The organism is Guyparkeria sp. SB14A (assembly GCF_005096345.1).
Lineage (GTDB): Bacteria > Pseudomonadota > Gammaproteobacteria > Halothiobacillales > Halothiobacillaceae > Guyparkeria > Guyparkeria hydrothermalis.
In genome coordinates, this window is sequence record NZ_SWAW01000003.1 from 87923 (window position 1) to 101896 (window position 13974).

The window sequence follows — 13974 nt, forward strand, 5'->3', positions numbered from 1 at the left end:
CCCTTTACGGACTTATCAGGTAGCGACCCATGCATAGCCGCCCCTTGACCGCACCCCTTCGTTTTCCGTCCCGGTTCGCTGCCCGCGCCCTGGTGGCGGGCTGCGCCGGCCTGTTGCTGGCCGCCTGCGCGCCGATGACCCCGCCGCCGGGTTCCTCGGAGCCGCGCAGCGAGCCGGCACCCCAGCCGCAGCCGGAGGTGCGCTCGACCCCGCTGTCGACCCCGGAGATCCAGGAGGAGGCCCTGCCGACGGATCGCCAGAAGCAATCGAGCGAGCCGGCGACCTCGCCGGCGGTGCTCGCCCTGGTCCAGCAGGCCGATCAGCGGCGCCAGTCGGGTGATCTGGCCGGCGCGCAGTCGACCCTGGAACGTGCCGTGCAAATCGAGCCCGGCAACGCGCGCCTCTGGCTTGATCTGGCCCAGCTGCGCCTGGCACAGAATCAACCCGAGCAGGCCGAGCAACTGGCCCTGCGCGCCGTCGAGCACGCCCGGGACAACCGCACCCTGTCGGCCGCCTGGCAACTGGTAGCCAAGGCCCGCCGGGCCCAAGGCGACGAGGCCGGGGCACGCGAGGCCGAGGAACGCGCCGGCAGCGAAGCGGCTGGCCGCGACGGGGCAAGCCTGGCGGCATGACCGCAACGAATCGCCGGAGTTCGCTGGGGCTCGAGGACGTCTTCGGCCACGAGGGGCGCCTCGCCGGTGCCTTCGAGGGCTACCAGCCGCGCGCGGGGCAACGGCGCATGGCCGAGCTGATCCGCGACGCGATCAACGACCAGCACACCCTGGTGCTCGAGGCGGGCACCGGTGTGGGCAAGACCTTCGGCTACCTCGCGCCGGTACTGCTCTCGGGCAAGCGCGCCCTGATTTCCACCGGCACCAAGCACCTGCAGGACCAGCTGTTCGACCGCGACCTGCCGCGCCTGCGCGAGTTGCTGGGCGTCGAGGCCAAGGTGGCCCTGCTCAAGGGGCGGGCGAACTACCTCTGCAAGTACCGTCTCGATCTCGCGGGTGAGCAGGCGCGCCTGCCGCGCCGCGATGACGCGCGGGCCCTGAACCGCATTCGTGACTGGGCGGGCCGGACGATCGACGGCGATCGCGCCGACTGCCCCGGCGTCGGCGACGACCACGAGATCTGGCCGCTGGTCACCTCGACCAACGACAACTGCCTGGGTCGCGAGTGTCCGCTCTATGACGAGTGCTTCGTGGTCAAGGCGCGCGAGAAGGCGCAGAAGGCCGACATCGTGGTGATCAACCATCACCTGTTCTGCGCCGACCTGGCCCTGCGCCAGACCGGCTTTGCCGAACTGCTGCCCGAGACCGACGTGGTGGTGCTCGACGAGGCCCACCAGGTGCCGGAGATCGCCTCGATGTTCTTCGGCGAGGCGATCGGTTCGCGCCAGCTGCGCGATCTTGCCGCGGATACCCGCGCCGAGCAGAAGCACGAGGCGCGCGACCAGCCGGGCCTTGCCGAGGCCGCCGATACGCTCAAGGCATCGACCGACCCGGTGCTCGAGGCCCTGGCGCACATCGACAATGAGCGTCTGCCCTGGGCGGAGCTGGCCGACCAGGCGAGCGTCACCGAGGCGCTCGACCGCCTGGGCGAGGCCCTCGACGGGCTGGTGCGGGAACTGGAGATCGCCGCCCCGCGGGGCAAGGGACTGCAGGCGCTGCTGGGCCGGGCGCAGGGGCTGCGCGACGAGCTCGCCGCCTTCCGCGAGGGCAAGGCCGAAACCCAGGGCCACGCGGTGCGCTGGGTGGAGCGCCGCACCCGCTCATTCACCCTGCACACCACGCCGGTCAACGCCGCGGGGCAGCTCAAATCGCACGTCGAATCGGCGCCGCGCGCCTGGATCATGACCTCGGCGACGCTCGCGGCAGGCAAGGACTTCAGTCATTTCACGCGGCGCATGAACCTTGATGATGCCCGCTGCGAGCAGGTCGAGTCGCCGTTCGACTTCCCCAACCAGGCCGTGCTCTACCTGCCGCCCAACCTGCCCGAACCGTCCGGGCCGGGCGGGGCGCGCGAGCACACGCTCGCGTCATTGCGTGCCGTCTACCCGCTGTTGAAGGCCAGCGGCGGGCGGGCGTTCCTGCTGTTCACCTCCCACCGGGCGTTGAAGCTCGCCGCCGAGACGCTCGGCGAGCACCTGACCGAATTGCCGCTGTTCGTGCAGGGCACGCAGGCCAAGTCGGCCCTGCTCGAGGCGTTCCGCGAGGCGGGCAACGGCGTGCTGCTCGGCACGCAGAGTTTCTGGGAAGGGGTGGACGTGCGCGGCGAGGCGCTGTCGCTGGTGATGATCGACCGGATTCCCTTCGCCGCGCCCGGCGACCCCGTGCGCGCGGCCCGCGAGCAGCGCCTGAAGGACAAGGGGCTGGTGCCGTTCGTGCACATGGCGCTGCCCGAGGCGATCATCACCCTCAAGCAGGGTGTGGGCCGGCTGATTCGCGACACGGCCGATACCGGGGTCATGGTGCTCTGCGACCCGCGCCTGCAGTCCAAGGGCTATGGCCGGACCATCCTCGATGCCCTGCCGCCGATGCGGCGCACCCGTGACGGTCGCGTGGCGCGTGACATGCTCACCCGCCCGACCGAATCCCAAGAAAAGAGCGCCGAAAACGCGATTTGATGCCGTGTCGCGTCGGTGTGCCGGTGCAAGGGGTATATCAGTCTTCCATTAACTGAGTATGACGCTGCGTTGAGTGTATCGGTCTGGCTACATACCACCCGCTGATTCGTCCGAGCCAGGGAGGCGCAGCGGATTGGTTCACGGTTATCGCGAAATACCTCGCATGCGCACCATCAAGTCGTTCATCCTCGCGATGTCCCTGCTCGTCTCGCTGTTGTTCTTCGGCGGGGCCTACCTGATCGTCTCCGGCATCTTCAACCAGTCCGTGCAGCAGAGCGCGCTCAAGGACTCGGATCTGCTGGCGCGCTCGACCTTCGCCTCTATGTACCAGCTGATGAGCACCGGCTGGACCCGCGAGCAGCTCGAGGACTTCGTCGAGGCCAACCGCCAGGCGCTGGCCGGCAGCGGCTACGACCTGGAGATCTACCGCGGCCCGGTGGTCGCCGAGCAGTACGGCCAGATCGACCAGGCCCCGATCGACGACTCGGTGGCAGCGGTGTTCGATTCCGGGCGCACCCTCGAGCACGTCGAGCAACACGCGGTGCGCTACACCTTCCCCCTGCGCGCCGAGGCCAAGTGCCTGGCCTGCCACGCCACGGCCGAGGAGGGCGACGTGCTGGGCGTGATCGACGTCGAACAGGACTTCTCCGCGGCGATCGCCGAGGCACGCGAGAACTTCTTCTTCTGGCTGATCCTGCTCGCCCCGCTGCCGATCATCGGCGCCGGGCTGATCACGGTATTCGTCAACCGGCGCATCACCCGCTCGGTCGAGCTGCTCGAGGAGAACGCCGCCAAGGTCAACCGCGTCGCCGACCTGCGCAATCTCTCGCTGGGCGACACCGATCTGGGTTTCGACGAGCTCAACCGCGTGTTCCGCAGCTTCGAGGAGCTGGTGGGCAAGTTCCGCAGCGTGGCGGTCGATCGCGACCTGCTCGAATTCGAGATCAAGCTGCTGGAGAAGTTCATCATCACCTCGGAGGTGGTACGCGACTGGCACGACTACATCTGCCGGTTGATGACCGACATCAACGAGGTGATCGAGACCTACACCCTGTTCTCGATCTTCAAGGTCGACGACGAACTGTTCGACCTGGACGTCTTCTGGCGCTCGCCGCCATCGGAGGACAGCCGCAAGCTGCTCGAGCGGGCGGTGCGCGAGCACATGGTCGATCATCCCAACCTGAGCGACGCGACGCTGGTGCATATCAACCACCACGTCGCCGACCACGACGGCGCGCTGATCGAACTCGACGAGTCCGACGTGCGGGTGCAGGTGAAGTCCCTGCTGGTGGACTCGCCCAAGATCGGCGGCATCGTCGGCATCGGCGTGCAGGCCGAGACGGTCAACGACGAGACGCGCCTGCTGGTGATCGAGAGCGTGCTCTCGACGCTCCTGAACGTGGTCGGCTCGGTCAAGGCGATCTTCAAGTACACCCGCGATCTCGAGTACTACGCGACCCGCGACCCGCTCACCAACCTCTACAACCAGCGGGTGTTCTGGGAGCTGATCGGCTACGAGATCGACCGGGCCCAGCGCCACGACCAGCGTTTCGCGTTGCTGCTGATCGACCTGGACAACTTCAAGCTCGTCAATGACAGCTACGGCCACGCCTTCGGCGACTCCTTCCTCAAGGCCTTCGCCGATGCCATCGGCAAGGGTCTCAAGCGCGGCGACATCTTCGCCCGCTACGGTGGCGACGAGTTCGTGGTGGTGCTGCCGGAGACCGATCTGGAGAAGGCCTGCGTGACGGCCAACGCGGTGCTCGCCGAGACCGACGGCATCGTGCTGACCGCGCCGGACGGCGACCCGGTCTCCGCCTCGGTGTCGATCGGCATCGCGGTCTATCCAGACCATGCCCAAGAGCCCAAGGACCTGTTCCTGTTCGCCGACAACATGATGTACAAGGCCAAGGCCGAGGGTAAGGCGCGCGTGGCGGTGCCGAGCGAGGAGGACGTCATGGACGTGTTCCGCTCGATCAGTGAGAAGGGCCTGACCATCCTCCGGGCCGTCGAGGAAAAGCGGATCGTGCCGTACTTCCAGCCGATACTCGCCACCGGGCCCGACCGCATCGAGGCCGTCGAGGTGCTCTCGCGCATCGACCTGGGCGAGACGATCATGGGCGCTTCCGAGTTCATCGAGATCGCCGAGAAGATGGGCGTGATCGACCGGATCGACTACATCATGATCGAGAAGGCCCTCGCGGAGGTGGCCGCCACCGGTTTTGCCGGGCTGGTGTTCATCAATCTCTCGCCGCGGGCGCTGGTGCTCTCCGAGTTCATCCCCACGGTGCGCCGGATCGTGGAAATGGCCGGCGTGGAAAAATCGCGCATCGTCTTCGAGCTGACCGAGCGCGACACGGTCAAGAACATCCAGGTGCTGGAGAAGTTCGTCCAGGAGCTGCGCCTGGAGGGTTTCAAGTTCGCGATCGACGACTTCGGCTCGGGCTTCTCCTCGTTCCACTACCTCAAGCACTTCCCGATCGACTACCTCAAGATCGAGGGCGACTTCATCCTCAATCTGCTCGAGGATTCGCGCGACCGCGCCTTCGTGCGCCTGATCGCCGAGCTATCCCGCGAGCTCGAGATCCACACGGTCGCCGAGTTCGTCGAGAGTGAGGAGGTGCTCGAGCAGGTGCGCGCACTCGGCATCGATTACGCTCAGGGTTTCCTGATCGGCCGGCCGGCGCCATCGCCGATGCGCTACCTGCCCGCCGCGACCGACTGACCGGTCGCGCACCGCGCCGGGCGGCGTTGAGTCGGCCCAACGCGCGTGCGACAATCGCGCCTTTCCCCGCATGTGACACGCCCCATGACTGCAAGACTTCTCGACGGGCGAGCCGTCGGCGCCACCGTGCGCGCCGGGCTTGCCGAGACGATCGCCGCCTATACCGAGAACGGCCACCGTCCGCCCGGGCTGGCGGTGGTGCAGGTGGGGGGGGATCCGGCCTCGTCGGTCTACGTGGCCAACAAGCGCAAGGCCTGCGCCAAGCTCGGCATCGAATCGTTCTCGCACGATCTCAAGGACACGGTCACCCAGGCCGAGCTCGATGCCCTGGTCGACGAGCTCAACGAGGACCCGCGCATCGACGGCATCCTGGTTCAGCTGCCGTTGCCGGAGCACCTGAGCGCCGATTCGATCATCAACCGCATCGACCCGGACAAGGACGTCGACGGCTTTCACCCCACCAACATCGGCCGGCTCGCCATCCGTCAGCCGGGCCTGCGCCCCTGCACGCCCTTTGGGGTGATGCGCTTGCTCGAGGAGACCGGGCGCGACCTGCACGGCATGGAGGCCGTCGTGGTGGGGGCGTCGAACATCGTCGGCCGTCCGATGGCCCTCGAGCTGCTGCTGGCCGGGGCCACCGTCACGGTCTGCCACCGCTTCACCGAGGACCTGGCCGCCCACGTCCGTCGTGCCGACCTGGTCGTGGTCGCCGCCGGCAAGCCGGGGCTGGTCAGGGGCGAGTGGATCAAGGACGGGGCGATCGTGATCGACGTGGGTATCCACCGTCGCGAGGACGGCACGCTGCATGGCGATGTCGACTTCGACGCGGCGGCCGAACGGGCCGAGTTCATCACGCCGGTGCCCGGCGGGGTGGGGCCGATGACCATCGCCATGCTGATGCACAACACGGTCACGTCCTGGCGGCGTCGGCTGGGTTTGGGTTGAGCGCCCGATGAGCGAGGCCGCCGCCGACCCGTCCGACTGGACCATCGCGCGTCGCTTTCGCGGCTTCGTGCCCGTGGTCGTCGACGTGGAGACCGGCGGGCTCGACCCGCAGGGGCATGCCCTGCTCGAGCTGGCCGCCGTGCTGCTCGACGTCGACGAGCGCGGCCGGCTCTATCCCACCGAGGAGATCGCCGTCTCGGTGCACCCCAGTCACCTGACGGAGGTCGACCCCGTCTCGATCAAGATCCACGGCATCGACCCCTCCGACCCCGAACGCGAGGCGGTCGAAGAGCGTGCCGCGCTGGATGCCTTCTTCCGCCCGATCCGCCGCCAGGTCAAGGCGCTCAACGCGCGCCGCGCGATCCTGGTGGGCCACAACGCGCCGTTTGACCTCGCCGTGGTCAAGGCCGCCTGCGAGCGCACCGGCTACAAGCGCAACCCCTTCCACCCGTTCTCCACGCTCGACACGGTCACCGCTGCCGCCGTGGCGATCGGCGAGACGGTGCTGGCCAAGGCCTGCACCGCCGCGGGTTTCGACTGGGACAACAGCCGCGCCCACGGCGCGCTCTACGACGCGCAGAAGACCGCCGAGCTGTTCTGTCACATCACCAACCGGCTCTCCACCGAGAACGGCCGGGCCGCATTGCGGGTGCGCGAGCCGATCAAGTAGGGCGGTCCTCCGATCCCTACGTCGTCCCCGCCTCCGTGTCGTCCTCGCGGTGGACCACGTTGAGCGTGATCCGTCCCCGACCGTGCCCGTCGTCCTCGCCCTCGAAGCGCTTGTGGATGGTCACGGAGTCCTTGTCCGTCTTTCCGGCCTCGGCATGCACGTAGCGCTCGCCCACCGGCACCTGCAGGGGCGAGTTGTCCTGCGTGGCGTGCGCGATGGCGAGTCGCGCGATCGCGTCGAGCTCCGCCGGGGTGATGTCGACCACGACGTTGAGGTCGCGCACCGCCGCCTGTAGGTGGCGCGAGGTCAGCGGCGGAGCGGGCGGTTCGTCCCAGCGGGCGAGCCCGATGGGGTAGCGCCGCCACGGGAACGGGTAATTGGCGATCACCGCCACCGCGAACAGGATCGCGGTGTTCGCCAGCACCGGGACGACGAGATAGAGATAGCCCAGCTCGTGGACCGGTGCCCCGCCGATCACCGCGATCAGGGCGGTCGCCCCGCCGGGCGGGTGCACGCAGCGCAGCAACTGCATGGCCGCGATCGCCCCACCGACGGCCACCCCGGCCGCCAGGGCCGGGTCGGGAATCCAGGCCGCCGCGCTCACGCCGATCGCCGCCGACACGATCTGGCCGCCGAACACCGGCCACGGCTGGGACAACGCCCCGTGCGGCACGGCGAACAGCAGCACGGCCGCCGCACCCATCGAGCCGACCATCAGGAGCGCTGCCCACGGCCCGGCCACCCAGTTGGTCAAGGCGTAGACGGCCCAGATCCCCACCAGGGCGGCCAGTCCCGCGATCACCATCTCGCGCCAGCCCACCCGGGTGGTGCCGGGGCCGATCAGGTCGCGGATACGAGTCAACAGGGTCTTGTCTTGGGTCGGGTCAGTCATGCCGGTTTCCTGCATTGCATCAAGCGGCGTGGGCCGATCGGCGTCGGTCGAGGAGCGCGGATTCTACCTGTCTTGCCCCGTGATGGTGCAACCGGCCCAACCGAGGGCCGCGTGCAGGGGCGCGTGGATTGACGGGGTCCGGGTCGAGCGGATAGAGTTAAAAGTTAGTCTTGACTAACTTTGGCGAGGGGCAGTCGATGCCGGCAAACGAGAGAGCAGGGCGGGGCATCCTGACGGACGCCGCGAGGCGCTACCTGCGGCGATGCGCGCTGGCGTTCCCGGCCCTGGTCGTGCTGTTGGCCGCGCCGCTGGCCGGTCAGGCGGGCGAGCGCCTTTCCATTGTCGCGACCACCGGCATGATCGCCGACGCGGCACGCGAGATCGGGGGGGATTCGGTCGAGGTCGAGGGGCTGATGGGCCCCGGGATCGACCCGCACAGCTACCGCCAGACCCGCAGCGACATCGTCGCCATGACGCGTGCCGACCTGGTGCTCTGGCACGGCCTGTACCTCGAGGCGCAGATGGAGGAGTTCCTCCAGCGACTGGCCAAGCGCCAGACCGTGGTGGCCGTCGCCGAGCAACTGCCGCGCGAGCGTCTGCTCGGCCACGAGGACTACGACGACAAGCGCGACCCGCACGTCTGGATGGACCCGTCGCTCTGGGCCAAGGTGGTCGTGGCGATCCGCGAGGCCATGATCGAGGCGCGCCCCGACCGGGTAGCGATGTTCCGCCAACGCGCGGATGCCTACCTCGAGCGCATCGAGCGACTCGGCGACTGGGCCGCCGAGATGACCTCGAGCGTGCCCGACGAGGCGCGCGTGCTGCTCACCGCCCACGATGCCTTTGCCTACTTCGGTCGGGCCTACGGCTTCGAGGTGATCGGCATCCAGGGCATATCGACCGAGTCCGAGGCGGGACTGCGCCGGATTCGGGATCTCGTCGACCTGCTGGTCGAACGCCGCATCGGCGCGGTATTCGTGGAAAGCTCGGTATCCGATCGCAACATCCGCGCGCTGGTGGAAGGCGCGGGTTCGCGCGGTCACGCGGTGCGCATCGCGGGTACGCTCTATTCCGATGCGATGGGCCCGGCGGGGACCTACGAGGGGACGTATATCGGCATGATCGACCACAACATCACTACCATCGTTCGCGCCCTGGGCGGCGAAGCACCGGCCGACGGCATGCAGGGGCGCCTGGCCGTGGCTCCGGCCGAGGCGTCGCGATGATTGACGCGTTGCGCACGGCCATGGGGCGGGGGACGCCGAGCGACCCGCTCGACAGCCTGTCGGACAAGCCGCTCGCGGTGCGTGGCCTGACGGTGTCCTACGGCGACAAGCCGGCCGTGTTCTCGCTCGACATGACGGTCGAGCCGGGATCGATGACCGCCATTATCGGTCCGAACGGCGCCGGCAAGTCGACCACCCTCAAGGCCGTGCTGGGCATCGTGCCGCGGCTGTCCGGGGTGGTTTCGGTGTTCGGCCAGCCGCTGGCCGCGAGCCGGCGGCGCATTGCCTACGTGCCCCAGCGCGCCTCGGTCGATTGGGATTTTCCCACCCGCGTGATCGACGTGGTGCTGATGGGGCTGGTCCGTGAGCTCGGCCTGCTGCAGCCGGTGCGCGGGCATCATCGCCAGCGTGCCTTCGATTGCCTCGATCGCGTCGGCATGCGCGATTTTGCCGATCGGCAGATCGGCCAGCTGTCCGGCGGCCAGCAGCAACGGGTCTTTCTTGCGCGAGCCCTGGCCCAGGGGGCGGACCTCTACCTGCTCGACGAGCCGTTCGCCGGGGTCGACGCGGCCACCGAGCGCGCGATCATCGACGTGCTCAAGGGCCTGAAGGCGGAGGGGCGCACGGTCGTTGCCGTCCACCACGATCTATCCACCGTGCGCGACTACTTCGATCACGTCTTGATGATCAACGTGCACAAGGTCGCCGAAGGCCCCGTCGCCGAGGCCTTCACCGAGGAGAACTTGCAGCGTGCCTATGGCGGCCGCCTGGCGGCGAACCTGATGGACCAGCTCCAGCTCGGCGGTCACTGATGGGGGCGACCATGCTGCTCGACGCCCTGACCTTGCAACTCGGCTACAACGCCACGCTGGTGGCCATCGGCGCGGCGCTGCTCGGCATTGCTGCCGGGGCGTCGGGCACCTTCCTGTTCCTGCGAAAACGCGCGCTGGTCTCGGACGCGATCAGTCATTCGACGCTCCCCGGTGTGGGGCTTGCCTTCCTGGTAATGACGGCCTTCGGCGGCGACGGTCGTCACCTGGTCGGCCTGTTGCTGGGCGCCTCGCTCACCGCGACGCTGGGCCTGTGGGCCATGCACGCGCTGACCCGGCACACGCGCCTGGCCGAGGACGCCGCGATCGGCGCGGTACTCTCGGTGTTCTTCGGTTTCGGCGTGGTGCTGCTGACCGTCATCCAGACCGTCTCGGTCGGCCGCCCGGCGGGGCTCGAGGATTTCCTGCTGGGTGCCACGGCGGGCATGCTCTACCAGGATGCCGTGCTGATCGCGGTGGCCGGGGCACTGGCGGTGCTGGTGGTCTGGGCGCTGCGCCGGCCCATGACCCTGGTGGCCTTCGATGCCGGTTTCGCGTCCGCCGCCGGGGTCAATGTCCGGCGCGTGGACCTGGCCATGATGGGCCTCGTGTTGGCGGTGACCATCATCGGGCTCAAGGTGGTCGGCCTCGTGCTGATCGTCGCGTTGCTGATCATCCCGCCGGTGACCGCCCGGTTCTGGAGCAATCGCAGCGACCGGGTGGTGGGCATCGCCGGCGTGTTCGGCGGGGTCTCGGGCTTTGTCGGCGCGGCGATTTCCGCGACGGCCCCGGCGCTGCCCACCGGACCGATCATCGTGCTGACCGCCTTCGCCCTGTTCGCCGTCTCGATGCTGTTCGCCCCCGGTCGCGGGGTGCTGGCCGCCTGGCTGCGCCACCGGCGCCAGCAGCGCCGCATCCACCTGCGCCAGGGGCTGCTGGCGATCGCCCAGGACCTGCCCATATACGAGCGCTACACCCTGGGCCTGCTGGTGCGTGCGGGACTGGCCCGCGCGGACGGCGTGCCCACCGAGCTGGGGCGCCGGCGCGCCGAGAAGGCCTGCCGCGACGAATCGCGCTGGGCGATCGCCCGCCGCATGCACTCGCACGAGTCGGCCGTGTCCCGCTACGACGGGCTGCTGCCGATCGAGGACGTGCTAACCCGCGACGAGATCCGCGAGATCGATCGCCAGATCGCCGAGTCCGGCGGGGAGTGCGCCTGATGGGTGGCGAGTTCGTGATGCTCTCGCTGGTGCCGATCCTGATCGGCGTGTTCGCCGCCATTGCCTGCGCGCTACCCGGCAATTTCCTGGTGCTGCGCCGACAGGCCCTGATCGGCGATGCCATCAGTCACGTCGTTCTGCCCGGGATCGTGGTCGGCTTTCTCTTGAGCGGCACGGTCAGTTCCTGGGCGATGATGGCCGGTGCCGCCAGCGCGGCGGTGGTGGCCGTGCTCCTGATCGAACTGATCCGGCGGCTGGGGCGTATCGAGCCGGGCGCGGCCATGGGCGTGGCCTTCACCGCGCTGTTCGCCTTCGGCGTACTCCTGCTCGAGCAGTCGGACACCTCCTCGGTGCACCTGGACGTGCAGCACGCGCTCTACGGCAACCTCGAGAGCCTGATCTGGGTGGAGGCCCGGGGCTGGAGTTCGCTGTTCGACCCGGTCGCCCTGGCTGGCCTGCCGCCGGAGCTGGGGCGCATCTCGATCGTGGCACTGGTGATGTTGCTGTTCACGGTGGTGTTCTGGCGACCGCTGAAGATATCTACCTTCGACGAGGGCTTTGCCCGCGTGCTGGGCATGCGGACCAACCTGATCGGTTTCGGGCTGGTGATCATGGCGGCCATCGCCGCGGTCGCCGCCTTCGACGCGGTGGGCTCGATAATCGTCATCGCCATGTTCATCTGCCCGCCGGCCGCCGCGCGCCTGATGACCAACCGACTCGAGACCCAGGTGCTCTGGTCGGTGGCCTTTGCCGTCTTCTCGGCGGTGATGGGCTACGTGCTGGCCGGTTACGGTCCGCTGTGGCTGGGTGCCGACGACGCCGTGAGCGCCGCCGGCATGATCGCCACGGTCGCCGGGCTCGTCCTGGCCCTGGCCGCCGTCTACGGCCCGCATCGTCGATCCAGTGGTGCCCCGGCCGACGGCTGAGCGCGCCACGATAATCGAGGGGTAGACGGCGGCCGACCGTCCGGCGGTCGCGGCGCCGTTTACGGCCCGGTAAACTGTCCCGGTCGAGGCCACCGCCCGTCGACTTGGCAACACGCATTACCCGAGAGGAAGAGAACGCATGATGGAAGTCCTGAAGACAGGGAAGGTCGCCGGCCTGACCGCCGTGGCCGGTTTGCTGGCATTGGCCGTGGCCGGCTGTTCGAGCCCCAAGGCCGATTTCGAGGCCACCTGCGAGGAGAACTCCGGGGATGTCGAGGGCTGTGCCTGCATGGGCGAGCGGCTGGACAAGAACCTCAGCGAGGAGCAGTTCGGTGAGCTGGTCAAGCTGATGCGCGAGGAGGATGCCTCCCTCGAGCAGATCGGCACCCGCCTGGACCAGAACACCTTCCAGGAGATCATGATCGCCGCCAAGCAGTGCGAGGCGAATCCCTGATCAGCCGCGCGTTCGCGCTCTTCCTGGCCCTGGCCGCGCTGCCGGTGCAGGCAGGGGAGGTCTCCCCGAACACCCCGACGGCCCCGCCATTGCAGACCGGCGATATCGTGCTGACCGGCAACGACGGGGCCTGGGCGTTCCTGGCCCGCCGATTTGCCGAGCACGACCCACGCTGGAGCCACGTCGGCATGATCGTGCGAGACGGTGATGACCTCGAGGTGGTGCACATGGATGGCTCGCCCCTGGGTGGCCACATCCGTCGCGAACCGCTCGCCCGCTTTACCGGACAGGCGCAACTCAGTCGTCTGGTGCGCCCGGCGCTGAATGATGGGCAGCGCCGGCAGCTGCGTGCCTGGCTCGACGGGCACCTGGCCCGAAACACCGCATTCGATACCCGCTTTCGCCTCGACGACCGTCCGGCCATGTACTGCTCGGAACTGGTCTGGCGCGGGCTCGAGCGCGTCGGTGGCTTGCCGGCGGGGCGGGAATTGCCCACGGTGGGGGGACGCGCCTTCGTGCCGGTCGACCGGCTGGTCGAGCTGGATGCGTCGGCTCGGTCGGCCCCACGCTCAGGTCACCTCTCGGCGCGATAGCCCGGTGTGGTTGCTCTGGGTGGCCGGCCGTGGACCGGTCGTTTGCCCTTGACGCGTGAATCGGGGCCGACGCCACGACACCCCTGACAGGCAGCGAGAGCAGCGATATGCCCAATCCCGGTTTTCTCCTCGCCATGCTCGGCCTGGTGGTGCTGTTCACCCTGATCCAGATCGGGGCGTTGCAGATCGCCTTCGAAAAGCTCGGCCTGGCCCCCGAGTCGGGCATGACCCTGTTGTTCGTCTCGCTGATGGGCAGCCTCGTCAACGTGCCGCTGTTTCGCATGCAGGCCGAGGAGCCCGACCAGCCCGTCCCCGAACCGATCCGGCGCATCCTCGCGCATCGCCAGCAACCCTTCGAGGGTGTCACCACGGTCGCGGTGAACCTGGGCGGCTGTCTGCTACCGGTGACCTTTGCCGCCTACCTCGTGCTCAACGCGGGCGCCCCGCTGGGCAACCACCTGCTGGCCGTGGCCCTGGTCTCTACCGTCGCCTACGTGGCCAGCCGCCCGATACCGGGGCTTGGCATCGGCATGCCCATCCTGGTCGCGCCGCTGGCCGCGGCGGGTTTCGGCCTGTTGATCGATCCGGAACACAGTGCGGCGCTGGCCTACGTGGGCGGGACGATCGGCGTGCTGATCGGCGCCGACCTGCTGCGTCTCAAGGACGTGCGCAAGCTCGGTTCGCCGGTGGCCTCGATCGGCGGGGCGGGCACCTTCGACGGCATCTTAGTCACCGGCATTATCGCGGTGTTGCTGGCCTGAGGCGGTCAAGCCCCTTACCAGAAACCACCGTCATTCGTAGGTCGGGCTTCAGCCCGACATTCCACCCGGATGACAGGTGATTCGGTTTCGGCAGGGGAGGGGTGGTCTGGGCGGCTGTCGGGCTGAA

Annotated in this window: 13 protein-coding genes; 12 read left to right on the forward strand and 1 reads right to left on the reverse strand. The window is 68.6% G+C overall.

Annotation, left to right across the window (positions count from 1 at the left end; translation table 11 throughout):
- The first annotated feature begins 29 nt into the window (after positions 1-29).
- The 5 genes from FAZ79_RS02245 to rnt all read left to right on the forward strand — a co-directional run bounded on the left by FAZ79_RS02245 (position 30) and on the right by rnt (position 6966).
- Entirely contained in the window at positions 30-632 is a 603-nt protein-coding gene (locus FAZ79_RS02245) for a tetratricopeptide repeat protein (protein WP_136866288.1), read from the forward strand.
- Positions 629-2626 carry an ATP-dependent DNA helicase gene (locus tag FAZ79_RS02250; protein ID WP_136866289.1) on the forward strand — a complete coding sequence of 666 codons (1998 nt, stop codon included), beginning with the start codon at positions 629-631 and terminating at the stop codon, positions 2624-2626. The genes FAZ79_RS02245 and FAZ79_RS02250 overlap by 4 nt, the downstream gene beginning before the upstream one ends.
- Positions 2627-2789: 163 nt before the next feature.
- Positions 2790-5351: a bifunctional diguanylate cyclase/phosphodiesterase gene (locus FAZ79_RS02255; protein ID WP_136866290.1), complete on the forward strand. Its 2562-nt coding sequence runs from the start codon at positions 2790-2792 to the stop codon at positions 5349-5351.
- An 84-nt stretch (positions 5352-5435) separates the two neighbouring features.
- Entirely contained in the window at positions 5436-6296 is an 861-nt protein-coding gene (gene folD / locus FAZ79_RS02260) for a bifunctional methylenetetrahydrofolate dehydrogenase/methenyltetrahydrofolate cyclohydrolase FolD (protein ID WP_136866291.1), read from the forward strand.
- A 7-nt stretch (positions 6297-6303) separates the two neighbouring features.
- The gene (gene rnt, locus FAZ79_RS02265) at positions 6304-6966 is read left to right on the forward strand and encodes a ribonuclease T (protein ID WP_136866292.1); all 663 of its coding nucleotides are present in this window, start codon (positions 6304-6306) and stop codon (positions 6964-6966) included.
- 16 nt (positions 6967-6982) lie between these two features.
- Here rnt and FAZ79_RS02270 read toward each other — a convergent pair whose 3' ends face one another.
- On the reverse strand, positions 6983-7858 hold the full coding sequence (locus tag FAZ79_RS02270; protein ID WP_169303533.1) for an HPP family protein: 876 nt from the start codon (positions 7856-7858) through the stop codon (positions 6983-6985).
- Between the two features lie 197 nt (positions 7859-8055).
- Between FAZ79_RS02270 and FAZ79_RS02275 the strand changes: the two genes are divergently transcribed.
- The 7 genes from FAZ79_RS02275 (at position 8056) to FAZ79_RS02305 (ending at position 13847) form a co-directional block, all read left to right on the forward strand.
- The gene (locus FAZ79_RS02275) at positions 8056-9084 is read left to right on the forward strand and encodes a zinc ABC transporter substrate-binding protein (protein ID WP_136866294.1); all 1029 of its coding nucleotides are present in this window, start codon (positions 8056-8058) and stop codon (positions 9082-9084) included.
- Positions 9081-9896, forward strand: a complete 816-nt coding sequence (locus FAZ79_RS02280; RefSeq protein ID WP_282097223.1) for a metal ABC transporter ATP-binding protein — start codon at positions 9081-9083, stop codon at positions 9894-9896. Before FAZ79_RS02275 ends, FAZ79_RS02280 begins: the two co-directional genes overlap by 4 nt.
- Positions 9896-11113: a metal ABC transporter permease gene (locus FAZ79_RS02285; RefSeq protein WP_211238775.1), complete on the forward strand. Its 1218-nt coding sequence runs from the start codon at positions 9896-9898 to the stop codon at positions 11111-11113. The genes FAZ79_RS02280 and FAZ79_RS02285 overlap by 1 nt, the downstream gene beginning before the upstream one ends.
- Positions 11113-12039, forward strand: coding sequence for a metal ABC transporter permease (locus FAZ79_RS02290; protein WP_211238776.1), 927 nt, complete (start codon positions 11113-11115; stop codon positions 12037-12039). The genes FAZ79_RS02285 and FAZ79_RS02290 overlap by 1 nt, the downstream gene beginning before the upstream one ends.
- A 139-nt stretch (positions 12040-12178) precedes the next feature.
- A complete protein-coding gene (locus FAZ79_RS02295) occupies positions 12179-12493 on the forward strand; it encodes a hypothetical protein (RefSeq protein ID WP_247709468.1) in 315 nt (104 codons plus the stop codon).
- The gene (locus FAZ79_RS02300; protein ID WP_136866295.1) at positions 12475-13086 is read left to right on the forward strand and encodes a YiiX/YebB-like N1pC/P60 family cysteine hydrolase; all 612 of its coding nucleotides are present in this window, start codon (positions 12475-12477) and stop codon (positions 13084-13086) included. Before FAZ79_RS02295 ends, FAZ79_RS02300 begins: the two co-directional genes overlap by 19 nt.
- Positions 13087-13193: 107 nt before the next feature.
- Positions 13194-13847, forward strand: coding sequence for a DUF1614 domain-containing protein (locus tag FAZ79_RS02305; protein ID WP_136866296.1), 654 nt, complete (start codon positions 13194-13196; stop codon positions 13845-13847).
- Positions 13848-13974: the final 127 nt, after the last annotated feature.

Excerpts from the sequence above, each read along its gene's own strand:
- FAZ79_RS02245 (WP_136866288.1), top strand. The coding sequence starts at position 30 with ATGCATAGCCGCCCCTTGACCGCACCCCTTCGTTTTCCGTCCCGGTTC.
- FAZ79_RS02250 (WP_136866289.1), top strand. The coding sequence starts at position 629 with ATGACCGCAACGAATCGCCGGAGTTCGCTGGGGCTCGAGGACGTCTTC.
- FAZ79_RS02255 (WP_136866290.1), top strand. The coding sequence starts at position 2,790 with ATGCGCACCATCAAGTCGTTCATCCTCGCGATGTCCCTGCTCGTCTCG.
- folD (WP_136866291.1), top strand. The coding sequence starts at position 5,436 with ATGACTGCAAGACTTCTCGACGGGCGAGCCGTCGGCGCCACCGTGCGC.
- rnt (WP_136866292.1), top strand. The coding sequence starts at position 6,304 with ATGAGCGAGGCCGCCGCCGACCCGTCCGACTGGACCATCGCGCGTCGC.
- FAZ79_RS02270 (WP_169303533.1), bottom strand. The coding sequence starts at position 7,858 with ATGACTGACCCGACCCAAGACAAGACCCTGTTGACTCGTATCCGCGAC.
- FAZ79_RS02275 (WP_136866294.1), top strand. The coding sequence starts at position 8,056 with ATGCCGGCAAACGAGAGAGCAGGGCGGGGCATCCTGACGGACGCCGCG.
- FAZ79_RS02280 (WP_282097223.1), top strand. The coding sequence starts at position 9,081 with ATGATTGACGCGTTGCGCACGGCCATGGGGCGGGGGACGCCGAGCGAC.
- FAZ79_RS02285 (WP_211238775.1), top strand. The coding sequence starts at position 9,896 with ATGGGGGCGACCATGCTGCTCGACGCCCTGACCTTGCAACTCGGCTAC.
- FAZ79_RS02290 (WP_211238776.1), top strand. The coding sequence starts at position 11,113 with ATGGGTGGCGAGTTCGTGATGCTCTCGCTGGTGCCGATCCTGATCGGC.
- FAZ79_RS02295 (WP_247709468.1), top strand. The coding sequence starts at position 12,179 with ATGATGGAAGTCCTGAAGACAGGGAAGGTCGCCGGCCTGACCGCCGTG.
- FAZ79_RS02305 (WP_136866296.1), top strand. The coding sequence starts at position 13,194 with ATGCCCAATCCCGGTTTTCTCCTCGCCATGCTCGGCCTGGTGGTGCTG.